12 protein-coding genes are annotated in these 11,630 nt (G+C 41.7%); 3 read left to right on the top strand and 9 right to left on the bottom strand.

Annotation, left to right across the window (positions count from 1 at the left end):
* Positions 1 to 23: 23 nt before the first annotated feature.
* From MK403_RS06520 to MK403_RS06500, 5 genes are all read right to left on the bottom strand, one after another.
* Positions 24 to 1,079 (bottom strand): BMP family lipoprotein, encoded by a 1,056-nt coding sequence (locus MK403_RS06520; protein WP_268709323.1) that lies wholly within the window; start codon positions 1,077 to 1,079, stop codon positions 24 to 26.
* Between the two features lie 90 nt (positions 1,080 to 1,169).
* A complete protein-coding gene (locus MK403_RS06515; RefSeq protein WP_000246111.1) occupies positions 1,170 to 1,559 on the bottom strand; it encodes a cytidine deaminase in 390 nt (129 codons plus the stop codon).
* Positions 1,546 to 2,208 (bottom strand): deoxyribose-phosphate aldolase, encoded by a 663-nt coding sequence (gene deoC / locus MK403_RS06510; RefSeq protein WP_007522166.1) that lies wholly within the window; start codon positions 2,206 to 2,208, stop codon positions 1,546 to 1,548. The genes MK403_RS06515 and deoC overlap by 14 nt, the downstream gene beginning before the upstream one ends.
* Before the next feature lie 19 nt (positions 2,209 to 2,227).
* Complete coding sequence (locus tag MK403_RS06505) at positions 2,228 to 3,505, bottom strand: pyrimidine-nucleoside phosphorylase (protein ID WP_268709322.1); 1,278 nt, start codon at positions 3,503 to 3,505, stop codon at positions 2,228 to 2,230.
* Positions 3,502 to 4,092, bottom strand: coding sequence for a class I SAM-dependent methyltransferase (locus MK403_RS06500; protein ID WP_326845899.1), 591 nt, complete (start codon positions 4,090 to 4,092; stop codon positions 3,502 to 3,504). The genes MK403_RS06505 and MK403_RS06500 overlap by 4 nt, the downstream gene beginning before the upstream one ends.
* A gap of 234 nt (positions 4,093 to 4,326) precedes the next feature.
* Between MK403_RS06500 and coaA the strand changes: the two genes are divergently transcribed.
* From coaA to MK403_RS06485, 3 genes are all read left to right on the top strand, one after another.
* Positions 4,327 to 5,247: a type I pantothenate kinase gene (gene coaA / locus MK403_RS06495; RefSeq protein WP_268709321.1), complete on the top strand. Its 921-nt coding sequence runs from the start codon at positions 4,327 to 4,329 to the stop codon at positions 5,245 to 5,247.
* A 67-nt stretch (positions 5,248 to 5,314) separates the two neighbouring features.
* Positions 5,315 to 5,551: a 30S ribosomal protein S20 gene (rpsT, locus tag MK403_RS06490; protein ID WP_001274000.1), complete on the top strand. Its 237-nt coding sequence runs from the start codon at positions 5,315 to 5,317 to the stop codon at positions 5,549 to 5,551.
* A gap of 52 nt (positions 5,552 to 5,603) precedes the next feature.
* Positions 5,604 to 6,137 carry a DNA topology modulation protein gene (locus MK403_RS06485; protein ID WP_268709320.1) on the top strand — a complete coding sequence of 178 codons (534 nt, stop codon included), beginning with the start codon at positions 5,604 to 5,606 and terminating at the stop codon, positions 6,135 to 6,137.
* 16 nt (positions 6,138 to 6,153) lie between these two features.
* Here the strand turns inward: MK403_RS06485 and metG are convergent, their stop codons facing one another.
* The 4 genes from metG to MK403_RS06465 form a co-directional block, all read right to left on the bottom strand.
* Positions 6,154 to 8,151: a methionine--tRNA ligase gene (metG, locus tag MK403_RS06480; protein WP_268709319.1), complete on the bottom strand. Its 1,998-nt coding sequence runs from the start codon at positions 8,149 to 8,151 to the stop codon at positions 6,154 to 6,156.
* 123 nt (positions 8,152 to 8,274) lie between these two features.
* A complete protein-coding gene (locus MK403_RS06475) occupies positions 8,275 to 9,531 on the bottom strand; it encodes an ABC transporter permease (protein WP_268709318.1) in 1,257 nt (418 codons plus the stop codon).
* A 1-nt stretch (position 9,532) separates the two neighbouring features.
* Positions 9,533 to 10,234 (bottom strand): ABC transporter ATP-binding protein, encoded by a 702-nt coding sequence (locus MK403_RS06470; protein ID WP_000811477.1) that lies wholly within the window; start codon positions 10,232 to 10,234, stop codon positions 9,533 to 9,535.
* Complete coding sequence (locus MK403_RS06465; protein WP_223328074.1) at positions 10,218 to 11,372, bottom strand: efflux RND transporter periplasmic adaptor subunit; 1,155 nt, start codon at positions 11,370 to 11,372, stop codon at positions 10,218 to 10,220. Before MK403_RS06465 ends, MK403_RS06470 begins: the two co-directional genes overlap by 17 nt.
* Between the last annotated feature and the right edge of the window lie 258 nt (positions 11,373 to 11,630).

The raw sequence follows: 11,630 nt of genomic DNA, 5'->3' as shown, positions 1-11,630 counted from the left end.
TCCTAAGAAATGACTTTTATCCATTATTTTTCAGGAACTTTTACACTTCCGTCAAGGATTTTAGCTTTTGCATCTTCGACAGCCTTTTTACCTTCTTCTGAAAGGTTTGTTACTGCCAAGTCAACCCCTTTATCTTTCAATGAGTAGACGATAACTTGTCCACCAGGGAATTCACCTTTTTCTGTTTTGTTGGCAATATCTTTTACAGTTGTACCAACTTGTTTCAATGTAGATACAAGAACGAAGTTTGATTCTTTACCATCTTTAGAAGTGTATTTACCTTCTGCTGCTTGGTCACGGTCTACACCAATAACCCAAACTTTTTCGTTTTCATTTTTGCTTTCGTTCAAAGATTTTGCTTCAGCAAAGACACCAGCACCTGTACCACCAGCTGCTTGGTAGACAACGTCTGCACCTGCAGCGTATTGAGCTGCTGCAATTGTTTTACCTTTGGCAGCATCACCAAATGAACCAGCGTAGTCAACTTGTACTTTGATAGATGGGTCTACTGACTCAACACCAGCCTTAAATCCAGCAGCGAAACGTGAAATAACTTCAGATTCGATACCACCTACAAAACCAACTTGTTTTGTTTTAGTTGTTTTAGCTGCTGCAACACCAGCAAGGTAAGCTGCTTCGTTATCAGCAAATGTTACGCTCGCAACATTCTTTTGATCTTTGATCACATCATCAATCAAGACATAGTTTAAGTCAGAGTGGTCTTTTGCTGCATCTTTAACTGCATTATTAAGGGCAAAACCAACACCGAAGATCAGGTTGTAACTTCCAGCCGCTTGTTGCAAGTTGTTAGCATAGTCTGCTTCGCTTGTTGATTGGAAATAAGTAAAGCCTTTATCTTTAGAAAGATTGTGTTCTTTACCCCAGTCTTGCAAACCTTCCCAAGCTGATTGGTTAAATGATTTATCATCAACACCACCAGTATCTGTTACGATCGCTGCTTTCGTCTTCATTTCAGATGAAGATGAAGCTGCATTACGAGAAGAGCGGTTACCACATGCAGCAAGTCCAACTGCTGCCACTGCAACTAGACCAAGGCCTAGCCATTGTTTCTTGTTCATTACTGAACCTCCTAAATAAGATGTGCAACGATGTTGCAAGTATAGATCGTTTGGTCACGTAGACCACAGCCACTCGAAGAGTAGCTCAGACTAGTTTAAGTCTGTAAATGAGTATGGAAGTAACTCCCCGACCGTCATCTCGACCGTCGATTTATCTTTAGCGACTAAGGTCACTTTTAGATCTTGTTCAAAAAATTCAACCATGACCTGGCGGCAAGCACCACATGGCGAAATGGGTTTTTCAGTTTGTCCGTAGACAATCAACTCTGAAAACTCTCGTTGCCCCTCCGAAACTGCTTTAAAAATAGCAGTACGTTCTCCACAATTAGTCAAGGGATAACTAGCATTCTCAATGTTCACACCCGTATAAATACTACCATCCTTGGCTACTAAAACAGCACCTATGGGAAAATGAGAATAGGGGACATAGGCTTGTTTGCTGGTTTCAATTGCTAGTTCAATCAACTCAGTAGTCGCCATCTGCCAATTCTCCTTTTAAGATTGCTACACCAGCAGATGTTCCAATACGGGTAGCGCCTGCTTCCACAAAAGCGACAGCATCTGCATATGAACGCGCTCCACCAGCTGCCTTAACTCCCATATCTGGCCCGACTGTTTTACGCATCAACTGAACATCCTCAATAGTGGCACCACCAGTTGAAAAGCCAGTTGATGTTTTGACAAAGTCAGCGCCTGCTTTCTGGGATAATTGGCAGGCCACAACCTTTTCATCGTCTGTCAACAAGCAAGCTTCAATAATAACCTTCACTAGCTTATCGCCACTTGCTTCTACGACAGCACGGATGTCTGATTCAACTAAATCCAGATTGCCTGATTTGAGGGCACCGACATTGATAACCATATCAATCTCATCTGCACCGTTTTGGACAGCTTCTTTTGTTTCAAAAGCTTTCACAGCTGAAGTTGTTGCTCCCAAAGGAAAACCTACTACTGTACAAACCTTTACATCTGAGCCTTCAAGCCCTGTTTTCGCATGTTTAACCCATGTAGGATTAACACAAACGCTGGCAAAGTCATACTCACGCGCTTCAGATAGCAAACGATCAATTTGTTCTTGACTTGCATCTTGCTTTAAAAGCGTATGATCAATATATTTATTTAACTTCATATTCGGATTCTCCCTGGTTTTATGAGATAATTTCTATAATTTCTCGTAAACTTTGCACTCCATCATTTATTTTAACATATTTTTGAAATTCTGTAACTAGTTCAGAAGAAATTTTTCCATTTGTATAAACTTTTGCAACAATTTCTCCTTTTTGAACGGAGTCTCCAACTTTCTTTTCAAAAACAATTCCTGTTTCATAGTCCAAGTCATCAGACTTAACTGCACGACCGGCTCCTAGTCTCATGGCATAGAGGCCAAATTCCATAGCTGGAAGAGCTGAAATAACACCCGTTTCTTGAGCAGGGATTTCCACCACATGGGCAACCTTGACGGGGCGATAGAGGTCTTCTAAATCACCGCCTTGACCTGCTACCATTTCTTCAAACTTAGCCAGCGCTTGACCATTTTCAAGGTGTTGACGAACTTCTTCAACTGTCTTCTCAACATTTGCCAAACTAAGCATAATCTGAGCTAGTTCACAAATAAAGTGACTAATATCTTCTCGGCCTTTTCCTTGGAGAATCTCGATTGCCTCAAGAATTTCGAGACGATTGCCAATGGCTCTTCCCAAGGGTTGGCTCATATCGGTAATGACTGCTACCGTCTTTCGACCAACGGCCTTACCAAGATCCACCATGGTTTGAGCCAATTCACGCGCCTCATCAACCGTCTTCATGAAGGCACCCTCACCGACCGTTACGTCTAGCAAAATGGCATCCGCTCCTGCAGCAATTTTCTTGCTCATAACAGAACTAGCAATCAAAGGAATCGTGTCGACAGTTGCTGTCACATCACGGAGGGCATAGAGAAGTTTGTCTGCTTTAACCAGCTGATCTGATTGACCAATGACAGATACACCAATATCTTGAACCTGTTTGATAAAATCCTCTTGACTACGCTCCACTTGGTAGCCCTTGATCGCTTCTAACTTATCTAAAGTTCCGCCAGTGTGTCCTAGTCCACGACCACTCATTTTTGCAACCGGCACACCAAAGCTGGCTACTAAAGGAGCTAAAATCAAGGTCACCTTATCACCAACACCACCTGTCGAGTGTTTATCTACTTTGATACCAGCTATGGCTGACAAATCAAACTCCTGACCCGTCTTAACCATATTCATCGTCAGGTCAGAAATCTCACGTGTGGTCATTCCTTTGAAATAAACCGCCATAGCAAAGGCAGACATTTGATAGTCTGGAACAGTTCCAGCCACATAGCCTTCTACCAACCACTTAATTTCACTTGAGGTCAGTTCTTGACCATCTCGTTTTTTTTGGATTAAATCAACTGCTCTCATTCTTTCACACTTCTAAGGATATAATAACCCTTGTCTTTCTTTACGATTTCACAATTTCCAAAAACGTCTTCCATCTTACTTTTAGCACTAGGAGCCCCCTGTTTTTTCTGAATGACGATGGTCAAATCTCCTCCGTCTTTCAAGAAATCTCTGCTCTTTTCGATAATCTCATGAACAACTTGTTTACCCGCTCGAATAGGCGGATTGGAAATGACATGGTCAAATGTCCCTTCAACTTGCTCATAGATGTTGGATTGGAAAATCCTCGCTTCAACCTTATTTCGTTCAGCATTTTGTCGCGCTAAATCCAAGGCGCGATTATTGATATCGACCATGGTTGCTTGGACACCGTAAGCCTTGACCAAAGAAATCCCTAGGGGACCATACCCACAGCCGACATCAAGGACCGTTTCTCCTTCGTTGATCTCTAGGCACTTGAGCAAGAGCTGACTCCCAAAGTCAACCATTTTCTTGCTAAAAACACCTGCATCCGTGAAAAAGGTCATTTTATGTCCTAGCAACTCTACTCTCAACTCATGAATGTCGTGAGCAGCGTCAGGATTTTCTGCATAATACATTTTACTCATGAAACTATTTTACCATAATTTAGTGAAATGTTAAATCGTTTACAAAGCTGAAATTCAATAAACAAACTAAATCTGTTATGATAATAATTAAATGACCTTTGTATTTTTCACTCTATTTTTCCCTGTTAGAGGCAACTTATAGCAACTTTCAAGAATCAGAATGATAAATATCGAATTTCATTCTCTCTTTGACTACGAAATATGATATACTAAGATATCGAACGAGGAAAAATTATGACCAACGAATTTTTACATTTTGAGAAAATCAGCCGTCAAACCTGGCAGTCCTTGCATCGCAAGACAACCCCTCCCTTGACGGAAGAAGAACTAGACTCCATCAAGAGTTTTAATGACCAAATCAGCCTACAAGATGTGACAGACATCTATCTGCCACTGGTTCACCTTATCCATATCTATAAAAAAGCCAAAGAAGATTTGTCTTTCTCAAAAGAAATCTTTCTTCAAAGAGATAGCAAGCCCCAACCTTTTATTATTGGGGTTTCGGGTAGTGTTGCTGTGGGGAAATCGACCACTAGTCGCTTACTTCAGATTCTTCTATCACGTACTCTCCCGGATGCTACTGTAGAATTGGTGACAACTGACGGTTTTCTCTATCCCAACCAAACTTTAATTGACCAAGGTATCTTAAATCGCAAAGGTTTTCCAGAGAGTTATGACATGGAAGCCTTGCTGAATTTTCTTGACCGCCTAAAGAATGGGCAGAATGTTGATATTCCAGTCTATTCTCATGAAGTGTATGACATCGTCCCTGGGGAGAAACAACGCGTTAAGGCTGCGGATTTTGTCATCGTTGAAGGAATCAATGTCTTCCAAAATCCTCAAAATGAGCGCCTTTACATCACTGATTTCTTTGATTTCTCCATCTATGTGGATGCTGCTGTCGAAGACATTGAAGGTTGGTATCTGGATCGTTTCTTAAAACTCCTCAGCTTTGCCCAAAATGATCCCAACAGCTACTACCACCGCTTTACGCAAATGCCAATAAGAGAGGTCGAAGCCTTCGCTCATCAGATCTGGACCAGCATTAATCTAATAAATCTACAAAACTATATCGAACCGACAAGGAATCGTGCCGAGATCATTCTCCACAAGGCTAAAAACCATGAAATCGATGAAATTTACCTAAAAAAATAATTTCCCCTTGTCAAAACCTGAGTTTTCAGATATAATGGTATAGTTAGTAAATATGGAGGTAAGAACATTGGCAAACATTAAATCAGCTATCAAACGCGCTGAATTGAACGTTAAACAAAACGAAAAAAACTCAGCTCAAAAATCAGCTATGCGTACTGCTATCAAAGCTTTCGAAGCAAACCCTTCTGAAGAACTTTTCCGTGCTGCTAGCTCAGCTATCGACAAAGCAGAAACTAAAGGTTTGATTCATAAAAACAAAGCAAGCCGCGATAAAGCTCGTCTTTCAGCTAAACTTGCTAAATAAGAAACAGTCCATAGAGGCTGTTTTTTTGTCCTCTAATAAGAAAAGGTAGAAAATGAAAATCGCAATCATCGGATATTCTGGAGCCGGCAAGTCAACTCTAGCTGAGAAGTTATCAAACTACTACTCCATCCCCAAACTGCATATGGATACTCTCCAATTTCAACCTGGTTGGCAAGATAGTGACCGCGAATGGATGTTGGGCGAGATGAAGGACTTTCTCACTAAGCACGAAGCTTGGGTCATCGATGGCAACTACTCTTGGTGCTATTACAAAGAAAGAATGCAGGAAGCTGACCAAATCATCTTTCTCAACTTTTCACCATGGACTTGTCTCTTTCGAGCCTTTAAACGGTATCTCACATACCGAGGCAAGGTCAGAGAAAACATGGCAGCAGGCTGCCCTGAACGCTTTGACTGGAACTTTATCAGATGGATTCTCTGGGATGGACGGAGCAAATCCGCTAAAGAACGTTATCAGCAGATTCAAGAAACCTATCCGGAGAAAGTAATTGTCCTCAGGTCACAAAAGGAGATGGACCAGTTCTTAGAAAAGCTCACACATAACAAGAAAAACCAACGTGTATAACGTTGGTTTTTTGCTTTTACCCAATCACACTTCCATTTGGTACAGCTGGATCAACTGTGAGAAGGGTTAATTGTCCATCATGTTCAGCTGAGAGGATCATCCCTTGGCTGGCATATTTCTTCATCATCTTACGCGGTTTGAGGTTGGCAACAATTTGGACTTTCTTGCCGACCAATTCTTGTTCGTTTGGATAGTATTTAGCTATTCCTGAGAGGATTTGACGGTCTTCGCCATCACCAGCATCGAGGCGGAATTGGAGCAACTTATCAGAACCTTCCACTTTAGAAACTTCTTTGACCTCTGCGACACGGATTTCGACCTTATCAAAGTCTTCAAACTTGATTTCATCCTTGTTGAGTTTGAGTTCAACTTCATCTGGATTCCATTCTTTTTCGACGGCTGGTTTGTTACCTTCCATTTGTTCCTTGATATAGGCAATCTCTTCTTCCATGTCCAGACGTGGAAAGATCGGTGTTCCTTTGGCAACAACAGTCACACCTGCAGGGAAAACTGCCAAGCTCAAGTTTTCTAGGCTAGAAACTTCTGCTAGACCAAGTTGTGCCAATACAGCGCGACTAGTTCCCATCATAAATGGCTCAATCATGTGAGCTACAACACGAAGGCTAGCTGCCAAGTGGCTCATGACACTTGCCAATTGGTCACGAAGAGCTTCATCCTTAGCCAAGACCCATGGGGCTGTCTCATCGATGTATTTGTTGGTACGTGAGATAAGTGTCCAGACTGCTTCTAAAGCACGTGGGTAGTCAACTGCTTCCATGTGAGTATGATAGTCACTGATAGATTGCTCTGCTACTTGGGCAAGAGAATGGTCAAACTCTGTCACACCTTCTACATAGGCAGGGATTCGCCCATCAAAATACTTGTTAATCATGGAAACCGTACGGTTGAGGAGGTTTCCAAGGTCATTGGCCAATTCATAGTTGATACGGCCGACATAGTCTTCTGGAGTGAAGGTTCCGTCTGAACCGACAGGAAGACTACGCATGAGGTAGTAGCGAAGTGGATCAAGTCCATAACGTTCTACTAGCATTTCAGGGTAAACGACATTCCCTTTAGACTTAGACATCTTACCGTCTTTCATGACGAACCAACCGTGGGCAATCAAGCGGTCAGGCAATTTCATATCCAACATCATGAGAAGGATTGGCCAGTAGATTGAGTGGAAACGAAGGATGTCTTTCCCTACCATGTGGAAGACCGTTCCATTCCAGAACTTGTCGTAGTTAGCATGATCGTCTTGACCATATCCAAGAGCTGTCGCATAGTTGAGAAGGGCATCAATCCAAACGTAGACTACGTGTTTTGGATTGGAAGGGACTGGCACACCCCAGGTAAAGGTTGTACGAGAAACCGCTAAGTCTTCCAAACCTGGCTCAATAAAGTTACGCAACATTTCATTGAGACGACCATCTGGAGTGATGAAGTCAGGGTGAGATTTGAAAAATTCAACCAAACGATCTTGGTATTTGCTGAGGCGAAGGAAATAGGATTCTTCAGAAACCCATTCGACCTCGTGGCCTGATGGAGCGATACCGCCAGTTACATTTCCAGCTTCGTCACGGAAAACTTCTGCAAGCTGGCTTTCTGTAAAGAATTCCTCATCTGAGACTGAATACCAACCAGAGTATTCACCCAAGTAGATATCATCTTGAGCAAGCAAGCGTTCAAAGACCTGAGCCACTACTTTTTCATGGTAATCATCAGTTGTACGGATGAATTTATCGTATGAGATATCGAGTAATTTCCAGAGTTCTTTGACACCAACTGCCATGCCATCAACATAAGCTTGTGGCGTGATGCCAGCTTCTTCCGCTTTTTGCTGGATTTTCTGACCATGCTCGTCAAGACCTGTCAAATAAAAGACATCGTAGCCCATGAGGCGTTTGTAACGAGCTAGGACATCACAAGCGATGGTTGTGTAGGCAGAACCGATATGAAGTTTACCAGATGGATAGTAAATCGGTGTTGTAATATAAAAATTCTTTTCAGACATAATTTTTCCTTTCCAGGCAAATGAAACCTGTTTTTCTAACACTTCATTATATCATATTTTTAGTGATTTTCGATAGGAAAATCCATACAAAAACAAGATAGACAAGTGTCCATCTTGTTTATCTTATTCATAGCGAAGGGCTTCGATCGGATCAAGCTTAGACGCTTTATTGGCTGGTAAGACCCCAAAGATCATACCAACGCTGGCCGAAACAGCCAAGCTAAAGAGAGCAATCGGTAGCGAGACACCAATTTCTATTCCTTCCATCATATTTTTTAGCAAGGCCCCTGCTAGTGCGGTCAAGCCTGCTGCACTAACAAGTCCGATAAGACCACCTAATAAGGTCAAAATCATGGACTCAATCAAAAACTGTACCAAGATATTAGCCCGTGTAGCTCCCAATGCTTTACGAAGACCAATCTCACGAGTACGCTCCGTTACAGAAACCAGCATAATATTCATAACTCCAGTCCCTCCCACAAAAAGAGAGATTCCTGCGATAGCACTGATAATAGCGGTCATAAAACCAAAGATTTGCTGAACCTCTGCAAAAGCGGCGGTTTCGTCTACAACCTGATATTCTCCCTGCTGTACTCCTGCAATTTCGGTCATCTTGCGTGCGAGTTCTGGCCCCAAAGTCGGAGTTAGACTCGTATCATTCACACGAAAGACAATATTAGAAATTTCCTCTACATTAAAATTAGCTGCTACAGAAGCATTGGTTGTAATCGGTAAACCACCTACACCAAACATCTTAGCACTTTTAACAGCAGGACTAGAGTAAACACCAATCACACGGTAGCTATATCCATTGGCTGAAATGATTTGATTGAGTGCTGCCTGAGGCGAGTCAAAAAGACTTTTAGCGAGTTCTTCATCTAGCAAAATCACACTTGCAAAATCTCGGTAATCTTGTTCTCTCAGATCCCTACCTGCAATAATTTTATTTTCTACAGCAGACATATAAGTCATATTTCCACCTGTCAGACTTGCTCTCTCTACCTTTTTATCCTTATAGGTCAAAGTAACATTTGTACTATTAGTCACATAATAGCCATCTACACCTTTTAGTTTGGCAGCTTCCCTAACCCACGATTCCTGTGTTTTAGGTGGTTCTACGTGAACATCTTCTTTACCAGATAGTGTCAGTGCAGATTGCTTTTGTGTAAAAGAACCGTCCTTACTTTTAATTGGTGAGAAAAACACCTGAATATTTTTCTGAGATTTTGTCATATTTTTATTGACCTGACGAGACATAGAGTCCCCTAAAGCCATGATGACAACTACTGAAGAAACTCCAATGATAATACCAATCATGGTCAAAAAGGAGCGCATCTTGTGTGCCATAATAGATGAAAAGGCAAATTTCAGATTTTGCATCTTAGTTCTCCTTTCCTTCCAAACGAGCGCTATCAGACGAAATAACTCCATCACGGATTACAATCTGGCGTTTTGCATAGGCTGCAATTTCGGGCTCGTGCGTTACCATAATAATAGTCTTGCCTTCTTCATTTAACTCAACCAAGAGTTCCATGATTTGACTTCCTGTTTTCGTATCCAAGGCACCTGTCGGTTCATCAGCTAGGATGATTGAGGGATCGTTAACAAGAGCACGCGCAATGGCCACCCGTTGTTTTTGACCGCCAGACAACTCCGAAGGAAGGTGATGAATACGATCAGTCAACTCTACTTTACTCAGATATTCCTCTGCCAACTTGCGACGTTGGGCAGCTGGAACTCCTGCATAAATCAAGGGTAACTCGACATTTTGAACAGCATCCATCTTTGACAAAAGAAAGAACTGTTGAAAGACAAAACCAATTTGTTGGTTACGTACCTGTGCCAACTGCTTTTCACCTAGACGGGCCACTTCTTGACCTTCTAGATAGTATTCGCCGCTAGTTGGGGTGTCCAGCATTCCGATGGTATTCATCAGAGTAGATTTACCCGAGCCAGACGGTCCCATAATGGCAACAAATTCCCCTTCGCCGATCTCCAAATTAATATTTTTCAAGACCTGCAGTTCCTGTTCACCATTTCGATAGCTCCGGCAGATGTTTTTTAGACTAATTAGTTGTTTCATCAGCCTTCACCTCTTTTCCTTCTTCCAAGGAAGTCGTTGGATTACTGATGACTTTGGTTCCGTCTGTCAAACCAGATGTGATCTCTTGGTTTTCTGCGTCAGCATTTCCTAGGCTAACTTCGATTTTCTTAGCCTTATTCTCTTCGTCAACCACCCAAACATAGTTTTTCCCGTCTTCAGTAATGACACTGGTTAAGGGTACGAGGATTGATTTCTTGTCACTTTTAACCTCAACACTAACGGTGAAACCTGGTCTTAAATCACCAATCTCACTCGTCACTTCAATCGTATAAGGATATTTAGAACCAGTATTCCCCCCAGTTATAGCATTCGTTCCTTCTCCACTATTTTTAGGGTAAGCTGAAATAAAGCTGATCTTCCCTGTCCAAGTTTTATCTTGGTAAACTTTAGAAGAGAAGGTCACTTCTTGGCCAACAGAAAGGTTGGCAAGATTGTACTCGGAAAGTTCTCCCTTGACTTGTAGATTGTCGTTACTTACTACATGAACCATCACTTGATTTGCAGCAGTTGTGGACTTTGATACATTGCGATTAACTTCTACAACTGTACCTTCTAGCGTACTCAAAACCTTTGTTGCGTCCAATTGGGCCTGCGCCTTTTTAAGTTGCGCCTCTGCATCAGCACGACTATCACGAGCATCACTAATCTGAGAATCAATGGAAGAGACAGAAGAACTCTGTGCTCCATCATCATATTCTTCCGAATCAGCTAGAGTGTTGTTTCGTGATTCCTTCAAGTCATTGATACGACGATCAGCCTTGGCTATGGCACGGTTAGCTGCATCATAAGCAGACTGCGCTTCTGTGCTGTTGTATTTTACGAGCGCTTGTCCTTTGTCAACCTTATCTCCAACAGAAACCAAGATTTCATCCACCTCACCCTTACTTGCATCCAAATAAACATATTGTTCATTTTTTGCGGTGACGGTACCAGATAAAAGGACAGAGGAGGCAACTGTTCCTTCCTTTGCGACTACGAGATGCGATGTGTCATCCTTACCGGCAGCCTGAGAGGGCTGTCTAAATAGCAAAATACCCACTGCACTGATTATAATAATACTTGCAGCACCAATAGCTGTGTATAGTTGCCATTTTTTAGTTTTCTTATTCCCCTTCATCACAAAACTCCTATTTTATTTTCAATACAAAGACTATTATAGCAAATTTACCTACTCTAAACAATGATTGTTCAGAGAGAAAAGAGAACAATTCAGGAAACATGCCTTGTTTCCATTTAATTTATGCGAAATTGTACTAGTAACATCATACACCTTATTTCTATATTTAGCAAGTGATTTCTGCTATTTCTTTAGGGCGTAGCAGATTTTTGCATTCAAAAAATAAAAACGATAGAATATGACTATCAAATCTATAAG

It is taken from the genome of Streptococcus oralis, from assembly GCF_026782285.1.
GTDB classification, from domain to species: Bacteria; Bacillota; Bacilli; order Lactobacillales; family Streptococcaceae; genus Streptococcus; species Streptococcus oralis_CG.
This window is presented reverse-complemented; position numbering and strand designations above follow the sequence as displayed.

Bases quoted from the DNA above. Each gene is read 5' to 3' on its own strand.
- MK403_RS06475 (WP_268709318.1), bottom strand. From the start codon at position 9,531: ATGCAAAATCTGAAATTTGCCTTTTCATCTATTATGGCACACAAGATG.
- deoC (WP_007522166.1), bottom strand. From the start codon at position 2,208: ATGAAGTTAAATAAATATATTGATCATACGCTTTTAAAGCAAGATGCA.
- MK403_RS06500 (WP_326845899.1), bottom strand. From the start codon at position 4,092: ATGAGTAAAATGTATTATGCAGAAAATCCTGACGCTGCTCACGACATT.
- MK403_RS06470 (WP_000811477.1), bottom strand. From the start codon at position 10,234: ATGAAACAACTAATTAGTCTAAAAAACATCTGCCGGAGCTATCGAAAT.
- MK403_RS06505 (WP_268709322.1), bottom strand. From the start codon at position 3,505: ATGAGAGCAGTTGATTTAATCCAAAAAAAACGAGATGGTCAAGAACTG.
- metG (WP_268709319.1), bottom strand. From the start codon at position 8,151: ATGTCTGAAAAGAATTTTTATATTACAACACCGATTTACTATCCATCT.
- coaA (WP_268709321.1), top strand. From the start codon at position 4,327: ATGACCAACGAATTTTTACATTTTGAGAAAATCAGCCGTCAAACCTGG.
- MK403_RS06515 (WP_000246111.1), bottom strand. From the start codon at position 1,559: ATGGCGACTACTGAGTTGATTGAACTAGCAATTGAAACCAGCAAACAA.
- MK403_RS06485 (WP_268709320.1), top strand. From the start codon at position 5,604: ATGAAAATCGCAATCATCGGATATTCTGGAGCCGGCAAGTCAACTCTA.
- MK403_RS06465 (WP_223328074.1), bottom strand. From the start codon at position 11,372: ATGAAGGGGAATAAGAAAACTAAAAAATGGCAACTATACACAGCTATT.
- MK403_RS06520 (WP_268709323.1), bottom strand. From the start codon at position 1,079: ATGAACAAGAAACAATGGCTAGGCCTTGGTCTAGTTGCAGTGGCAGCA.